This is a genomic window from Marinobacter sp. EN3 (assembly GCF_000475315.1).
In the GTDB taxonomy this organism is placed as follows: Bacteria; Pseudomonadota; Gammaproteobacteria; order Pseudomonadales; family Oleiphilaceae; genus Marinobacter; species Marinobacter nauticus.
On record NZ_AXCC01000001.1, the window covers coordinates 541,314 to 556,778 of the forward strand.

The following is a 15,465-nucleotide window of genomic DNA, read 5'->3' on the forward strand; positions in this document are numbered from 1 at the left end:
CCTCAAACATATTGGATGGAAAGGACTCATGGCCACCAAATCATCACACCGAAATTACCCAGCGCTAAGAATCATCGCTACCTGGAACAAGCTGTTCGGGTACATAATCGGGGCACTCATACTGCTGAGCGGGTTCATAACCCTGTTTGGTGAAGGCAACAACGCGCTAGGGTTAGGACTTATTCTGGGTGCGATCGTCGTTGTGGTTGCATCAATTGCAGTGGCGGAAACGATTCAGGTATTTCTGGATACCGAAGGCAATACCCGAAGTGCAGCCGACTCTCTCCAGCAGCTTGTTGATCTGACGCAGAAGCGCCAATCCCCGCCGTCCAGCACGCCGCCATCAAAGCTACGGGAGAAGCCAGAGCCAGCGGGCACAGTCTCTCTGGAATCCGAACGTGGAAAGTCCATCAAGAAGCTCATCGTAAGCCTCACTGATGACGGCATGTCTGCTGAACAGATAGCAGCAGAACTGAACGAAGAGGCTATGCCCACGTTTGACGACCTGCCACGCTGGACTGCCGAGTCAGTCAGACAGCACATGCCTCTCATCTAACGCTAAACCGTCTGATCCACCCCACCCAAAGCCGGGGCAGGCCCCTCGATCTGCCTGCCCCGGATGAACACATGATCCCCCACCTGCGCAGTACCGCGCACCCGCACCCGGGCACCGGTCACCAGTTCCACGGTTACGCCGTCACTGTGCACGGATATCACTTCGCCTTTGTCCCTGGGCTCGGAGGGCAGCACGCCCAATAGTCGTTTGTAGAGGTTACTCATGGGTTTCAACTCCGATGGTTTGCCAGAGTTCTGGCCGGCTGTGGCTGATGCTCAGGCTGCGCACAAGGCCGCGGCGGGTTGTGCCCTGCTCCAGGTATTCCACCAGCGTACCAGGGCGGATCATGCCGGTTTCTGGCAGTACCGGGAGCCGCAGGCTGATCCGTGCTTGCTTGCCGGTATCGCCCAGCAGTGCAAGGCCGCGCTGGCGAGTCATGGCAGCGTCCGTTGCCAGGTCATCCACGATCGTTGGAGCCGGGTTGGTGCCTCCGCTGCTATCACGGATGATCCGGTCTAACCGGCCCTGGTCGCCGCCGTGTACCCAGACGGCGTTATAGTCCGGCTTTTCCTGCCACTCGATGCCTTCCACTTCCACCACGTCTTCCGGCAACTGGATATCCGGGGTGGCATCTCCCCAGTTCCAGGGCGCGATCGGGTACCGGGGCAGGATCTGCAATACCTGATCGGTGTCGTGGCTCTGTACATAAGCACCGCCCGCCTCTGCAATCCTTTTCGCAGCATCGATCCAGGTGCCGTTGTGGGACCAGATGCCGGCAGGGATCTGCCAGTCTTCTATCTGCCAGTCCAGGCTCCAGCCGATCGGCACGCCGTTGGTCGTCATGGTTTCATTCAGTACCTGCTGAGCTGTCATGGCCGTGTCGTTTGTGTACTGGGTGACCGGTGCCAGCGGCTCAGCCAAGAACGCAGCACGACCACGGCCGGAGACCCGCAGCCAGGATTCACCGAACCGTCGTTCACGCTGAATGGACTCGACAAGCACACGCAGGGGCTCCCCGTTGATGGTGGCCATCAGCTCGATGCGGGTGCTGCTGTCCGGTCGCACTTGGCTGATGGCTGCAGCCGGGATGCGGGCGTTCCAGCTCCATGTCCAGCTGTCGGCATCAATACTGGCTGCAAAGCTTTCTGCCGGTACTTGGGTGCCGTCCAGCTCGGTCAGAGTGACAGTGTTGATCACGGTGTAAATCTCCCTGATGGGGATGATGATGGTGCCGCCCGGGTCTGGCTTGGCATCCGGGCAACCAAATATCAGTGTTGTGCTGCCGTCCTGCTCGCGGCAAAACCGCAGGGTGATCTGATCCTCGGCAGGCGGTTCCGGGTCAATAGGTGGCGGCCAGGTGGCTAGCCCCGGGGGAGGATCGATGGCTTGTGCATGCCGTACCGCCAGCCGTAGGGTCAGTTTGGCACCCTGGTTGGCTCGGATGGTCAGGTGGCCGGCGGTCGGTATGGCTTGCTGTTCCGCCAACGCCCATGTGGTTCGCAGCTTGATGGTTTCCGCGTGCGGTTGCCCGCTGCCCCGGGTCAGCCGGATGCCGTGCTGGTGTTCGCTGGTAAAGGCCCGCCGGATGCGTACCGCGTCGGCGTGTCCGATGCGGTTGCTGGTGTCGAGCTTCTGGCCGTGCTGATCGGGCAGGCGGCGGCTGGCTTCCAGCTTTTCCGATTGCTGTTGCCGGATACTGTGGCCTTTTGTGACCGGCAGGGCGCTGGTCTGGATCGGTTCTGCGCGGGTGCGGGTGCGCTCCATCTCCTGCTGGGCGGTGGCCAGTCTGGTTTGACTGGCTTGGAAGTTCCGCGAGGGCATCGAGGCGGCTACACCGTCTGCGTCCGGCAGGTCGAGGTTCTGGGAACCTCCGGCGGTCAGGCTTACGGGTGCGTCCGGGGCTGGCAGAGCGGCCAGCAGATCCCCGCGTAGGGTCTGGTCGATGGCAGTCAGCGTCAGTGCCGGGATGGTCGCCGCTGGAATCGTTGCCTGCAGGGTGCCGGTGATTCTTGGCTCGGCCGCTCCGCCGTTGGCGGCCAGGGTCAGCTCCGGCAGGGCGGGCCCTGGCAGGCTTGCGCTCAGGGTGCCGTTGACGGTCGGGTATTCCGGTGGCACGTAGCGGCCAAACTGGAGCGTCACCGGCCCGGGTGTTGACTCCCTCGGGCGAAGCAGCTCCAGGATGATGCCCGGGTCTTGGGTAAACCGAAGGTCTACCGGCCCGGGGGTGTCCTGCCGTTGTTTCCAGAGCCGGAGCTTTATCACGGCTTACCCCGCAAAGGTGGCACTGGTGATCCGGGCGAACGCGCCGGCCTGCAGGGCGTTATCTTGCAGCTTGATATCGCCGGCCCCATTTTCATCGCTTACGGTGGCATCGCCCCACCACGCGCCAGCCCCGTCCAGAATCCGGGCGCTGTCGGCGGTGCCTGCCGTCGTCACCTGCCCCTCGATGGCAGTGGTGGTCTGGATCAGAACGTTCTCGGTGTCCAGGGTCAGAACATCGGCAGGCATCGCCAGCTCGGCGATCAGGGTGCCCGTGTCTGGTGCGCCATCGAACAGTTGGACGACCGCTTCCCCGGGAGTGGCGATCAGCAGGTCATAACTGGCCTGCAGGGCGGGCAGTCGCGCGGCTTCCTGTCGGGCGGCCTGATGGGCGGGGGATAGTGTCAAGGCCATGCGGCTACTCCATTGGCTCGGGTATTAAACCGGCTTTGATAACTGGGTCATACTGCCCTTCTGGGTCGAAGGCAATTACTGTGTAGGTTTTGCTTCCGTCTATAAAAGGAAGATCCCAGCCCCCGCCTTGATCGGTTTTCACAGCGGTTACGTGTAAAAGCCCTACGGGCCTTTTGCCCCCCGAAAAAGTAGCAAACTCTGCAAATACTTGAACCTTGTGGCTGACTGCGGGGTCGCCTGACTGTGTGAGTGCTGTGCCTCGCAACCGCCCCGCTCCCGAAAAACGGTTTACGCCTATTAGCCCAAAGACTTGTAAGTTGCTCACCGCCACGGCCCCCATAAGTCAATCCCGACGCAGATTCTCACCCAGCCAACCGCCATGATCGGCTTGCTGTACGTATGGGACGGCTCAACCACCACCATAGCCAGACCTTTACCATTGGGTTCACCAATAACCTGATCTGAGGCCACCAAAGACTGCATGATCCCCGGGAGCATGCCCCGGATCGGGCCGCTTACACTGGAAAGAACAAAAATCACATCTGCAAACACGTAACCATTGGATATTGTTGATGGGTAGTCATCTCCCTGACCCCATGATGAGCCGTCTGCTATGGAGTGTCCTGCCAAAAGCCACTGTTGAGCTCCTGACAATCCGGCAGCGTTGTCTGCGATGTTAAGGCCCTGAGTAGAATTTGCGTTTTCTATACGGTTGATACTGTAATAGTCAGTCGGTGAGTCCGCGAACGATCTTTCATGCCCGGTCAGAACGCAAGGGAACTGATCGGTGATAGCCGTATTCCGCAAGTCACCAAACAGATACGGAGTCGCATAATAAAATGTGTCGTCTGTTCCTGTGTTTGTAATCAATAACATGAAAAACCGCTCGTCGCAGGCAACAAACCACTTCAATCGGCCATTGGTTATTTGGGATAGGAATTCATATTTCATCCAACCGCAATAATCTGTTTCTGCAGGAAACGGGGAGGTTCCGGTGTTTAAATCGCTCATCGTTTTATAGCCTTGCACTACCGTGTGAGCATCACTTCCCGTGTCGGAATCCTCTATCTTCAGAAAGCAGCCCGAGCTGTCTGGATGTATAGAACGAAAGGCGGCAGTGCTGACCCCATCGTCGAATGTTTTTTCCCAATATCCGGGGGTGGCCATTTTGACCGTGATGCTACCCGTTGCGTTGCCGTCAGGAATGCCGGGACAGTCAAAGGTGAAGGTAGTGGCGGTTGTGCTGGTGACGCGCCAAACATCGCTCAGGTTTGCCGGGGTCGCCCCTTCAATCTCAATGACAGTGTGTTTTTCAAAGCCGTGGCCGCTGCTGAATTCAACCGTCGCCACGCCGTTGCTGATCGTGATCTTGTTCCCGTCCGGGGACTTGGTTCCGAAGCCGTCGATCAGGCAAGCGTCGAGAATCCTGATTAGTTCGCCGGGGGTTGCGTCGAACTGCGGTGCCCCTGGCATATCACTGTGAAACCATCGCACGGTGCTGTTTTCGTTCACTGCCATAGTCTTGCTCCTTTACGGTCTGTCGATGTTGCCGAGGGCGTGGATTTCGCAGCCGTCAGCGCCATCGTCCAGCGGCTCGTCGGATTGCTGGATCGCCCGCGCCATCCAGAAGTCTGCCAGAGCGCCGACCGTGTTAATACGCACAACATTGCCAGTGCTCCAGCCGCCGCCGTTGGCCGCGACCGGGATGGTCAGGTACGGCACGCCGCCGCTGCCGTCGCTCTCTCGGGTGCGGGGGTTGATCGGCGCTATGTCCTCGGTGAAGGATCCGCTATACACCAGGCCCACGCGCTGGCCGATCAGCTCGACGTTGGTGCTGCTGGTGAAGCGCAACACCCAGCGTTCAGTTTCCGCCCCCTCGTTGGTGACGGTGATTGGGTGCGCAATGGTGTTTAGGCTGGCGGTGGCCTCGTCGCCCTCGATGGTGTCCTGCCAGGTGCCGCTCCAGGTCTGCTCATCCCATGTTGCGGATACCCGTGCGCGCCGGTCTCCATGAATCAGGCAGCTCGCGACGATGGATTCCTGGGCTGGGTAGTTGTGCGTTAGCGGCCGGCTTAGGGTTATATCGCCGGTGATTTGTACGTCGGTCACCAGGCGCAGATCGCCCACGGTATGGCGCACGGTGACGGGCATGGCGATGCCGGTGGTGTCGTCGAAGGTCACGGTTCCGGTGGCGCGGTCCAGGCTGTAGCCCTCGGTTACTTGCTCCCCGTTGGCATCCATGACACGAACCCAGCCGACGCGCGGGCGGGTGGCGATGGTATCGCCGTTGGCAACGGTCTGGGGAGCTGTATCCTGCGGGTGCATCACCATCACCACATCACCGGGCCGGTATATGGGCACGCGGCCGTCTGCCGGCAGGCGCACGGCATCAATGCCCACAATGCTGGCATCCAGCGGGATATAGGAGAACGCCACGGCGTTATAGCGCAGGGTGCTGGTGATCATTGGGCGCGGCTTGTAGATGTTGCCCTCCCCGTCAACGTCATTGGGGTCATACCACCACTCTTCTTTCTCGTCCGCGGTCAGACTGCTATCCGGTACCAGCTTGCCGAAGGTGACGGCAGCGGTACCGAAGGTGTAATTCACGGCACCCTGCAACCACTCGTGGACGAAATTGCCATCTTGGTCAGCAGTAGCGATGATCTGTTCACCATCTTCCGTGGTCGCCACAATCTGCAGGGACTCCGGTTTCAGCGGCGCACTGGGAGTGCGGAAAAACCCTTCGGTCGCTGTCCACTCGCCATAGACGGTCAGCAGGCTGGTCACGTCCAGGGCTACCGGCTCGCCATCCTCCCAGAATGTCAGGTCTGCCAGCCGGGCATCGTAGTCCACGGTACCGGCAGCGAGGCCGCTGCCAGTTTGCGGATCGATGTCGGTGACGATATCCCCCGCCCGATCGTCATAGCTCTTGCCACCCAGCACAAAGCGCACGGAATCCGGCACGATGATGTCGGTTACACCCGGTGCCAGTCCCACCCGGACAGTGTCAATCGGCTTCACGGTGCTGCCGGCCTGGCTGTTTGTGGTAACGCCGTCCACCCGATAGCTGGCCAGCGCGTCTTCGGTAATATCGATCTGCATGCTTCCCCCTTATGCGCTGCCCGCGGCGAATGTGGAACCAAGCCATACGTTGCGCTTGACCTGAATATCCATGGTGGTGATGGTCACTGTGTCGCCACTGACCGTACCGATAACCTGCTCCGTATCTACTCGGTAGGCACTTGTATTTCGCGCTTCTTGCTCAGGCACAACCAAGTCGCCACTGCGATCTCGGGCGATCACCTTCACCTTTCCCCCCTTCCGGGGATCGGTGATCGTCAGTTCCAGAGCTAGGCTGCCCGCTGTCGGCGTATCCGGCAGGGTGATGGTACTGCCGGTAGGCACAGGCTCCTGCCGTTTGTAAACGCTGGCACCGGGATCGTCCGCCTCGTACCAGTTGTAATTGATCGTCAGATCACTGCCCCGGTTCGGCAGGCGCGTGACGTGGATTTCCCCCTCGCCACTGTTCGGATCGATATAGCCCGTGGCATCACCTGTGATGTTGCCGTCGGTATCACCCACGGCCGTCAACGTATCGGATCCAGCAGCCCAGCTCAGGGCCAGGCTGCCACCCAGTAAAGGGTTGTGGTCCAGCTGGATCGGGATGGTTGCCTGGCTGATCGCCAGCGAGTCACTACCGCTGCGCACTTCGTAATGCACGCGGGAGCCGTAGGTGTAGATGATCTGGCTCCCGGCATCCGGCAATGCACCGGTTGTCAGGCTCACGTTGCCGGTCACATAGTCGATGGTGCCGGTACCGAACCCGGGATCCGATCCGGAAACCGCACCCTCACCATCGTCGGTCAGCGTGTACCAGTTGCCCTGTGCCATGTAGCTGATGGAAAACGCATTGGGGGCCGGTACCGGGCTCAGGGTTTCAATCCAGTTGTAACGCCGGTTCTCCGCCGTTACGTTCCGTGCCACGGTATGAGCCTGCTGGGCAACATCCACATCCCGGGTGCCAGCATCGATGGTTTGCACCAGTTCCGGATTCAGGCGCTGGTTTGCCAGCGGTTCCTCGCTTTGGGCGGCGGGCACCAGTTGGGTGAACATGCTGGCCGCTTTTAATTTCAAGTCTCCAATGCTGGCTGCAGAGGTCAGCGGTTGCGCTCCAAAGTAACGGGTCGCATCTGCTACCGTCGTATCCCGCAGGCGCGCGCCGGTGTTGTAGTCGTAGCTGTCGTTTTTGTTGACCTGATGGCCAGTGAAATCGAAACGCAGAGCGTCGGACAGATCGAGCGAGACGATCAGGCGCTGGTAATCCTGGCCACTCTGAGGGTCGGTGAAAGTCTGCATTTCCGCGCTGACTTCGGTAACGCGCACGTACTGTTCCTTTTGATCTGGCTGGCCTTCGTTCTGCACCAGACAGAGCGTTTTACCGCGCGGCGGCAGGGTGGTGGTTTCGTCGCGCTGGATGATCCGGATCTGCCTCATCCCCTCAATGTGGTTTTCATACAGCGCCCCGTGCCACATTGGCCCCTTGAACAGGTATGCCTCCACCCGGTTTGCGGCCTGTTCCCGGGTATCAAACGGGTCATCCGTGCTGAAAAGGGTGTAGCCGATCGCCGGGTCTTCCGGCAGAGCAGTCACCACCGTCTTCGCACCACCGAACAGATCCGTGCTCAGGGTACGGACCGCCAGAAACAGCTTCCTCAGATTGAACCGGCCCATGGCACGGTCGAGGTCGCTGATATCCTCGAACACGTTATTCATCACGCCGTCCGGGATTTCGTTACCAGTGGCAGCCCCGCCGCCCTCCGGCACGTCATCCATCACCTGACTGGCGAGGAACTTGATGTTGTCTTCTTGAATCGGCATGGATTACGGCTCCACGGTGATGAATCGGAATGTGGGGATTACCTGGTGGTCCGGCCCGGGGTTAATCTGGTACCGAACCGGGGCACTCTCATAGCCCAGCCCATCGTGATGGCGGAACTGAACGGTGTGTATCTCGCCACGGTAGTCCAGCGTCAGGGTCTGGCCCGGCGTGTTATGCCAAGTAATTATCTGGGGCTCTGCGGTGGCCAGCATCCAGCCGCCACGCTCCGGCGCTTCCAGCGTGATCGGACGACCGTACTGGGCAGCGTCCACCATGATGATCGGCGCACCGGTGAGGCCCCGGGTAAAGCTCTGCTCTACTGGCGACCAGGTGCGGTCAGACCAGTTGAGGTCTTCCGGCAGCTCTACGGTGATGCTGCCGTCTGAAAGGGTGATGCTCACAGTGATGTACTCCTGGCATTCTCAAGGGCCCGCACAAACGCATCTTCATCGTCAGCCAGCACGCGGAAACTCTGGCCACCCAGATTCACGTTCACGGTTTTGACGGATTCTGTCCGGGCGGGGCTGATCGACGAGGCTTGATCCCGCTCACGAGCCAAACGCTGGCGTTCGATGTTGGCCATCTCCTGTTGACGCGCACGATCCGCAGCACGCTGCTCCCGCTCGTTTTCTTCCTCACGGCGGTTGCGCTGTTCGATCTGGTAGATCTGCTCCAGGGTATCCAGGGATTTCTGGTAATCGGCAGCCGCCTCATCCGCGCCGGCTTGTTGGGCAAGCTTCAGCTGTTCCTCCAGCCGCTCCCGTTCCGCCTCATATTGCAGGCGCTGGGCTTCCTCGGTGTCGCCACGGATATCGGCAAGCCGCTGGCGCAGGCTGTCCAGTGTGCTGTCAGCGGAGTCCGCCAGGCTTTTCATTTTCTGGCGGGCGGCATCGATGGCCTGCTGCAGGCCGTTCAGCCGTTGGTTATCCAGCAGGTCAAACTTATTGGCAGCGCTGGCGCTGATGCGGTCGAGCTGGTCCATGGAGTAGCTGCCGGACTGGATCTTCTCCTGCAGGTTCTCCATGGCCACGGCTTGCGACCAAAACTTTTCTTCAACTTCTGCAGCGGCCAGGGCTGTGTCTGCAAACCAGGCGGCCAGGCTGCTCGACATTAACCGCCGGCGGGCAGTGGCCAGTTCATCCGTGCGTTGACGGGCCTTTTCGAGGGATTCGGCAGCGGACTCTGCCTCACCTACAAAGGCGTTGCCGCCGATCTTCATTTCAAACAGGTTGCGTGCGGCCTTGGATAGAGCGGTCACCTGTTGCCGGGCGTTGGAGATGGCTTTGCCGAAGGCACCGCCCCATGCCGCCTGCCAGTTTTCCCGAAACTCTTTGGCGGCCTGGCTACTGTTGCCGATCGTGTCCGCCATGTTTTTGATTTTCGGGGATGCCTGGTCCGCTTCCTTGCCAGCGTCCGATATCGGCTTGCTGATATCACCGCCGCCACCATTCTGGATGCCTTGTATTTCCTGCAGCCGCTGGCGAACCTGAGCCAGAGCCGCACTGGCATCGATACCTTTGGCCTGCGCTTCCTTGAGCTGTGCCTGAAGCTCTTTCAACCCCTTCTCAGTGGATATCTTCTGCAGGGCACCGGTGAAGGATTCCTGAAGGATTGCAGCATTTTCCTCTGCAGAGCGGCCGGCAATGTCCAGGTTCTCTACTACAACACCGAACGCATCGATGGCGGATTGGCCAGTTGCAGTAATACCAGTTTGCGCCTTTGTGAGATCAGCCCCCAGCCGGGAAAAGGCCTCCCCCAGCACAGAGTCCATCACCTGCCCGGTGCGCTGGGAATCAGCAGCGGCACCGTTCATCACCTCCGTGAACTTGCGCTGAAACTGAGACAGACCCTGGCTGCTAACGTCCTGCAAGGGCTTCATCAGCCCGTCTTTTATCTCCTGCCCACTGACCTGAGCCGTCCGCACCAGACTGCCCAGCGCCTGAGCCATGGAGGTGATGCCCTCAGGCGTTTTCAGATCCAGGTCATCAAATGCCTTTTGCAGGGCATCCGTGGTAGACAGGCCTTCTGCCTTCAGGCTGGTGAAGGCGGTAACGGCATCCAGTGCCTCTTTCGTGATCCCCAGCCGCAGCGCTTCACCAGCCCGGACAGATTCATCCGATACCGTCTTCAGGGTCTGGTTGACCTGCTCCAGCTCACCGCGCATTGCGGCCAGCTCGCTGGTAACGTCCTGCCCCATGGCGGCCTGCCGTTCCAGGGCATCAATGGCGTATTCGTAGTATTCCTGGGCACCGGAGAGCTGATCGGCGTAGGCTTGCCGTTGCTCCTGGTTCATGGCGGCAACTTCTGCGCCGGTCCTCACAGTGACCGAGGCATACTCCTCCAGCGCCTGAGCCTTACGCTTGAGCTGATTGATTTCCCGCAGGCGCTGCAGCTCTATCTCTTTCTGCTGCAGTGCCAGCCGCCGCTCGGCATCTTCTACACCGCGGATCTTCCGGGTGATTGCATCCATGGCAGCGGTAGCCGCCTCAAACCCGATAATCGCTAGGGTGATCGGAATCGGTTTGGCCAGCGCCAGCATGGTGCGGCCAAGGGCTGAAAAGCCTTTGGCGGTGGCCACTGCCTGGGCACTGGCGGCCATCATTTCCGCCCGTGAAGCCCGCAGTGCGACCGTCCAGGCACCAATGGCTTTCACTGCACCTGCAACCTTCAGCGCGACAAACGCCTTGCCCAGTAGCAGCAACTGGTCCTTGTACTCAACAATGGCACCCACCGTGCCCTTTATGGCCTGCCCAATGGAGACCATGGCATTGCTGATGCTCTGAGCCCAACGCTCAAGGGTGCCGTTCTGACGCAGCTCTGTGATGGTATCCAGCAGGCTCTGCAACTGTTGCTTGGCATACTCCAGCGCCCCGGCCTCTGCCACGCGATTCAGGAACTGGTCCCACTGGTCCCGAAGATTCGACACGAGGCCAGACAAACGGCCCATACTATCCGCTGCAGCGCCCTCGCTGGCCTTGCCGATCTCCTGCACGAGGGCGGCGATGGTCTCCCGGCCCAGCTCACCTGCAGAAGACATCTCCTGCAGCTCGGTAACATTCTTGCCCGTGGCTTCCGCCAGCAACTCCCAAACCGGCACGCCGCGTTCAATCAGCTGCAGGATCTCCTCACCCTGCAGTTTCTGTTTTGCCCACGCCTGACCCAGTGCATTTACCAACCCTTCCAGATCCTGGAAGGAACCGCCCATGGCTTCATTCTGGTCAACCAGCGCCTGAAGCGTTCCGTTGGTGGGATCAATGCCGAAGTTTTTCAGGCGGATGAATGCCTGAGACACCTGTTCCAGCTGCAGGGGCGTGTTGGCGGTGAAGTCCTGAATCCACTGGGAGGCTTCCTGCCCGCGCTCCACACTGTTGAAAACCTGCGTCAGTTGCTGGTCCAGCTTCTCGAATCGGTCGCCGGTTTGCAGGATGGCAATAAAGCCCTGGCGGATCTTATCCAGCCCGACCGCAGCACCCACAAACGCCGCCAATGCAGCAACCGCACCACGGATGCGGGTTGAGAATCCGCCGGCAGCTTTATCAGCATCCCGCAGGGCATCACCGGAATCTTTTGCACTTGTACGCTGGCGCTTGAGCTGGGTATTTACCGCCGTCAGATCAGACTTCAACCGGCGGGAGGACTGCTCCAGTCCGTCCTGCGCCTGGTCCAGGTTACGCAGGTCAACACCAGCGGCTTTCAGCCGGGGCGATAGCCGGTCCAGCGCTTCCCGGTTACGAACCCACGCAGCCTTCGATTCGTCAGCCGCCTTCTCTGCCCGCTGCAGGTCACGGGCCATGGCTTTTGTCGGCTTCTCCGCCTTATTCAGAGCAGAGCTCAGTCGCTCTACTTCCGCTTCAGCTTCCTGCCAGTTTTGCTTCAGCCGATCGGTTTCAGTCCCCAGTCGCTTGAATTCAGTGATATTGCGCTGGGTCTGGGTCAGCCGGGACAGGGCCTTATTCAGTTCATCGCTTCGCTCCTGCAGACCGCCCACGCTTTTACGCGCGGACTCGGTTGCAGGGGAAAGCATGTCCTTTCCCTTGAGGATCAGATTGATGATGGAATCTTTAATGGCCATCAGAAACTCTCACGGCGGAACTGGTCAGGCGCACCAGCCGGTGCGCCTGACAGCAGGGTCACTTCGATCAGGCGGCAGCCCGGGTGAAGAACTTGGATTTGCCGGATGCCTGAATAGTCTCATCAGCCAGCACCTGCCCTTCTACCGTGAAGGTGGCGAAGTCATCAGAGATCAAGCCCAGACCGGAGGTGGGTGACGGCTTCCAGCGGTGGACCTTCACCGTTACCGGCTTGCCAGTCGCATCGTTCACGCCGTCCAGCACCACACGCACTTCCTGGCCGGATTCCACCAGGGCCTGCAACACGTTGGTTCCCTGGTTGTCATAACCCACAACCAGTTCCTCACCGTCAGTGATGCTGCCATCTGGCAAAATGCGCAGCCCGGCTGCGGTCACTTCATAATCGGTGCCCTCGACATAGGTGGTCGATTCGCCGGAATTCTGAACGGTTACGGTATTGGCAGTGTCACTGGTATCAATCATCTTGGAGGTTTCCGCCAGGCCACCGAGCACAGCCGTTACCGATTCGCCGGTTACGGATCCGGCAGCCACGGTTTCAACAACACCCCGCAACGCCATCGCCAGGTTCTCATTTGAGAAGTTGGCCAGTTCCATAGACAGGGTTACAGCGCTAACCGTCGTCACAGACGCGAAGTTGCCACCGCCGCCACGGTAGTTCCGCTGACTCTGGGTTTCCTGCTCGATCGCAAAGTTCACGTTCGAGCAGTTGCCCACGTCCCGGCCATTGATGTAGATGATGCCGGAGCCGATATAGGCCTCGTTAATTTGCTCAGCCATGGTTCATTCCTCTCAGTTCATGGGTTCAGTGAGTCGTTCTGCCCAGTCAATGGCCAGCAGCACAGAGACAGAACAGATGCGCGATCCATCCTCCGGCGGGTCAATCACACGCCCGAGGTAATCGACTTTGGTAAAGAGTCCGGGGTTGCATCTGGATTCCAGCGCCGGAAACAGGGATTGCTTGATGTCCGCCAGCAGGAAGTGGGCATCGTCCAGTGGATTCAGTGGGTCCGCCTCGCACCACCCCTCGATGGTGATGTTCAGCCGGTTGTGCACCTGCTGCTGCCCCACGGCTTTAATGACTTCCTCGTCCCCCTCATGGATAACCAGGAGGGGAAAAGTTTCATCCTTGCTGATGCGCTTGCGGCCACGGGTAATCCTCAAACCCGCATCCGTGTTGAAGCCTTCGCCCTGAATCTGCTCAAGGGCAGACTGCAGGGTCTTAATCACCCGAAGGGATTTTGGGTCCGCCATATCAGCTCCTCCGCGCTACCTGATCGGCCATCTTCTCTTCGAAGATCTCCGCCAGCCGGGCGCTGTATTTGTCCAGCCGGCCATCGTCCCGGGCGACCTTGAAGGCCGCAGCCACGCTGATGCCATGGGCAAGCACAGGCCGGCGGAAACGCCCCTTGCTGGTGATCGTCTTCATGGGTAGGGGCCGATCCGCTTCCGGGTTGATAAAGCCCGCGGCGACCTTCCACCCGCCAAACCAGCGAATCAGAATCCGCGCCCGGGTCGGGTGGCCGGCAGGCTCAGGCCGCCAGGTGTATTCCGTGATCGGCAGGCCCTGACTGTCCGGTACCAGCTTTGCCTGCAGAGTTTTCTGCTTCGCCCGGCTGATCCGGATCCGCTGTCGGAGCAACTTCTTTTTCAAACCGGTGGCTTGGTGGATGTCATCCACGAAGTCACGGCGAAATTCAGTACCGGCAGCATTCAGCGTGTTCACCTGAGCACGCAGAACTTCTTTGTCTAGCGCGCCAAACAGCTCACCCAGCCGGTCTTCGCCCTGTGTAATTACGGAATAGGTCATGATGTGAAGGTGACGACCGTGCCGTCATCACCGTCCTCCGCAAGGCCAGTCAGTGGATACTCAGTGCCATCCAGCAGGATCATGTCACCCGGCTGCCAGGGAGCGGGCTGATCCAGTGCCGGGATATCTACCCGATATCGGTAGTCCATAACCTGACCGCTCAGCCCAACGTGTGGCGTGTTTCTGGAGACATGCACCCGGACAGGCGATTCATCGCCACCGTATCGGCGGTACACACCGTTCCGCCCCACCAGCCTGGTGCAGCTCAGATGCACATCCTGGTGGCGGGAAAGGCGATCACCCTGGCCGTCAATTACGAACAGCTGACCATGCCCCTCAAGAAACAGGCCGGGGCGCAGAATGGCACGGGGCCTGACCAGTACCTTTGTCTGGCCTGACTCCCTGAGACCACTCTGCTCTCCCACCTCCAAAGGCGGGCGAACATCCGCCCAGATCCGGCCCAACTCCACTCCGCTGGCATCGAGGATGCGCAATCTGGAATTCATCCGCCCCGCCCTCATCAGCCAATCCTCATGATGCGATGGGGCTGCAGCAGGTACTCCACAGCCATTGGCAGGGTGCTGGTGATGGTCCCGATCACTACCGCTTCGCGGTTTTCATACAGGTGGCCCACCATCAGCAAGGCCGCGCGCTTCAGATCCTCTGGCAGCGCATCCATGCCTACCTCTACCTTGATCTCCACCACTTCATGCCCGTGCAGCAGCTCCGGCCAGGTTTCGCCCTTAGCCGGTCGAAGCTTTGCCGGGAACTGGCGAAGATCCAGCGCCATACTCTGCAGCTGCTGGGTTTCGCCCTGCGGATCCACGTAGGTGATGGACACAATGGAGCGGATCGGCCACCACGGCAGCACCACTTCAGCAGGCCACCGGTCAAGCACCAGCGATTCCTCCCGGATGCGCAGCGCTCTTCCGGTGTTGTGCTCCAGGTTCAGCACCGCAGCATCCACCAGCGACTGGATCAGGCCGTCTTCCTCCGTGAAATCCTGTTCCAGCCGCAGGTGCGCTTTCGCCTCATCAAGCGAGATCATCAGTCCTCGTCCTCGATGACCTGATCACCGCCGGCGGTTTTGGGCTGGTTCGCCTTACCCCGGGCCACGGCCTTCTCTGCTGTGTCGACAATGCCTTGCTCTTCCAGGCGAATGGCATCAACACCAGAGAGAGTGGCAACGGTGGCGCACTTCAGGCCCAGCGGGTTGTAATCCACCAGGACGAATACCTCCATTTCCTCCGGCGGCTCGTCATCCTCATTGTCGTCATCAGGATTAACGCCAGCGCCCGGCTGTTCATTGGTGCCCTGATCACCGGCCTGCACATCACCAGTTGCTGCCTGGTTCTGCTCAGCAGGCTGATTGCCCAGCTCCTGCTGCTGGCCTGCATTCTCGTCCGCCTTCTGCTCTGCAGATCCGGTGGCCTTCTCGGTCGATTTCTTGGCTGCCATG

15 protein-coding genes are annotated in these 15,465 nt (G+C 59.9%); 1 reads left to right on the forward strand and 14 read right to left on the reverse strand.

All coding sequences use genetic code 11. The features are described 5' to 3' along the window. The first annotated feature begins 28 nt into the window (after positions 1-28). Complete coding sequence (locus Q675_RS22020; protein WP_023010504.1) at positions 29-556, forward strand: recombinase family protein; 528 nt, start codon at positions 29-31, stop codon at positions 554-556. Between the two features lie 2 nt (positions 557-558). Here Q675_RS22020 and Q675_RS22025 read toward each other — a convergent pair whose 3' ends face one another. The 14 genes from Q675_RS22025 to Q675_RS22075 form a co-directional block, all read right to left on the reverse strand. Next, on the reverse strand, positions 559-780 hold the full coding sequence (locus tag Q675_RS22025; protein WP_023010505.1) for a hypothetical protein: 222 nt from the start codon (positions 778-780) through the stop codon (positions 559-561). Further along, a complete protein-coding gene (locus Q675_RS37665; protein WP_023010506.1) occupies positions 773-2,818 on the reverse strand; it encodes a hypothetical protein in 2,046 nt (681 codons plus the stop codon). Before Q675_RS37665 ends, Q675_RS22025 begins: the two co-directional genes overlap by 8 nt. A gap of 3 nt (positions 2,819-2,821) precedes the next feature. Further along, complete coding sequence (locus Q675_RS22030) at positions 2,822-3,229, reverse strand: hypothetical protein (RefSeq protein ID WP_023010507.1); 408 nt, start codon at positions 3,227-3,229, stop codon at positions 2,822-2,824. A 321-nt stretch (positions 3,230-3,550) separates the two neighbouring features. Then, positions 3,551-4,747, reverse strand: a complete 1,197-nt coding sequence (locus Q675_RS37670) for a hypothetical protein (protein ID WP_023010509.1) — start codon at positions 4,745-4,747, stop codon at positions 3,551-3,553. Positions 4,748-4,759: 12 nt separating this feature from the next. Continuing rightward, complete coding sequence (locus Q675_RS38265; RefSeq protein ID WP_023010510.1) at positions 4,760-6,331, reverse strand: hypothetical protein; 1,572 nt, start codon at positions 6,329-6,331, stop codon at positions 4,760-4,762. 9 nt (positions 6,332-6,340) lie between these two features. After that, the gene (locus tag Q675_RS38270; protein WP_023010511.1) at positions 6,341-8,107 is read right to left on the reverse strand and encodes a hypothetical protein; all 1,767 of its coding nucleotides are present in this window, start codon (positions 8,105-8,107) and stop codon (positions 6,341-6,343) included. A 3-nt stretch (positions 8,108-8,110) separates the two neighbouring features. Next, a complete protein-coding gene (locus tag Q675_RS0118985) occupies positions 8,111-8,509 on the reverse strand; it encodes a hypothetical protein (RefSeq protein WP_023010512.1) in 399 nt (132 codons plus the stop codon). Further along, positions 8,506-12,180 carry a tape measure protein gene (locus Q675_RS22045; protein WP_023010513.1) on the reverse strand — a complete coding sequence of 1,225 codons (3,675 nt, stop codon included), beginning with the start codon at positions 12,178-12,180 and terminating at the stop codon, positions 8,506-8,508. The genes Q675_RS0118985 and Q675_RS22045 overlap by 4 nt, the downstream gene beginning before the upstream one ends. A 67-nt stretch (positions 12,181-12,247) precedes the next feature. Further along, on the reverse strand, positions 12,248-12,976 hold the full coding sequence (locus Q675_RS22050) for a hypothetical protein (RefSeq protein WP_023010514.1): 729 nt from the start codon (positions 12,974-12,976) through the stop codon (positions 12,248-12,250). Between the two features lie 12 nt (positions 12,977-12,988). Beyond that, complete coding sequence (locus Q675_RS22055; RefSeq protein ID WP_023010515.1) at positions 12,989-13,450, reverse strand: hypothetical protein; 462 nt, start codon at positions 13,448-13,450, stop codon at positions 12,989-12,991. Between the two features lies 1 nt (position 13,451). Then, positions 13,452-14,006, reverse strand: a complete 555-nt coding sequence (locus Q675_RS37675) for a hypothetical protein (protein WP_023010516.1) — start codon at positions 14,004-14,006, stop codon at positions 13,452-13,454. Beyond that, positions 14,003-14,512, reverse strand: coding sequence for a hypothetical protein (locus tag Q675_RS22065; RefSeq protein WP_152525342.1), 510 nt, complete (start codon positions 14,510-14,512; stop codon positions 14,003-14,005). Before Q675_RS22065 ends, Q675_RS37675 begins: the two co-directional genes overlap by 4 nt. 14 nt (positions 14,513-14,526) lie before the next feature. After that, positions 14,527-15,054 carry a head-tail connector protein gene (locus Q675_RS37680; RefSeq protein ID WP_023010518.1) on the reverse strand — a complete coding sequence of 176 codons (528 nt, stop codon included), beginning with the start codon at positions 15,052-15,054 and terminating at the stop codon, positions 14,527-14,529. Then, positions 15,054-15,464, reverse strand: a complete 411-nt coding sequence (locus tag Q675_RS22075; protein ID WP_023010519.1) for a hypothetical protein — start codon at positions 15,462-15,464, stop codon at positions 15,054-15,056. Before Q675_RS22075 ends, Q675_RS37680 begins: the two co-directional genes overlap by 1 nt. Position 15,465 lies beyond the last annotated feature (1 nt).

What these genes read in the sequence shown, in the direction of transcription:
- Q675_RS38270 (WP_023010511.1), bottom strand. Translation starts at nt 8,107, where the DNA reads ATGCCGATTCAAGAAGACAACATCAAGTTCCTCGCCAGTCAGGTGATG.
- Q675_RS22030 (WP_023010507.1), bottom strand. Translation starts at nt 3,229, where the DNA reads ATGGCCTTGACACTATCCCCCGCCCATCAGGCCGCCCGACAGGAAGCC.
- Q675_RS38265 (WP_023010510.1), bottom strand. Translation starts at nt 6,331, where the DNA reads ATGCAGATCGATATTACCGAAGACGCGCTGGCCAGCTATCGGGTGGAC.
- Q675_RS22025 (WP_023010505.1), bottom strand. Translation starts at nt 780, where the DNA reads ATGAGTAACCTCTACAAACGACTATTGGGCGTGCTGCCCTCCGAGCCC.
- Q675_RS37680 (WP_023010518.1), bottom strand. Translation starts at nt 15,054, where the DNA reads ATGATCTCGCTTGATGAGGCGAAAGCGCACCTGCGGCTGGAACAGGAT.
- Q675_RS22020 (WP_023010504.1), top strand. Translation starts at nt 29, where the DNA reads ATGGCCACCAAATCATCACACCGAAATTACCCAGCGCTAAGAATCATC.
- Q675_RS22075 (WP_023010519.1), bottom strand. Translation starts at nt 15,464, where the DNA reads ATGGCAGCCAAGAAATCGACCGAGAAGGCCACCGGATCTGCAGAGCAG.
- Q675_RS22055 (WP_023010515.1), bottom strand. Translation starts at nt 13,450, where the DNA reads ATGGCGGACCCAAAATCCCTTCGGGTGATTAAGACCCTGCAGTCTGCC.
- Q675_RS37670 (WP_023010509.1), bottom strand. Translation starts at nt 4,747, where the DNA reads ATGGCAGTGAACGAAAACAGCACCGTGCGATGGTTTCACAGTGATATG.
- Q675_RS22050 (WP_023010514.1), bottom strand. Translation starts at nt 12,976, where the DNA reads ATGGCTGAGCAAATTAACGAGGCCTATATCGGCTCCGGCATCATCTAC.
- Q675_RS22065 (WP_152525342.1), bottom strand. Translation starts at nt 14,512, where the DNA reads ATGAATTCCAGATTGCGCATCCTCGATGCCAGCGGAGTGGAGTTGGGC.
- Q675_RS37675 (WP_023010516.1), bottom strand. Translation starts at nt 14,006, where the DNA reads ATGACCTATTCCGTAATTACACAGGGCGAAGACCGGCTGGGTGAGCTG.
- Q675_RS22045 (WP_023010513.1), bottom strand. Translation starts at nt 12,180, where the DNA reads ATGGCCATTAAAGATTCCATCATCAATCTGATCCTCAAGGGAAAGGAC.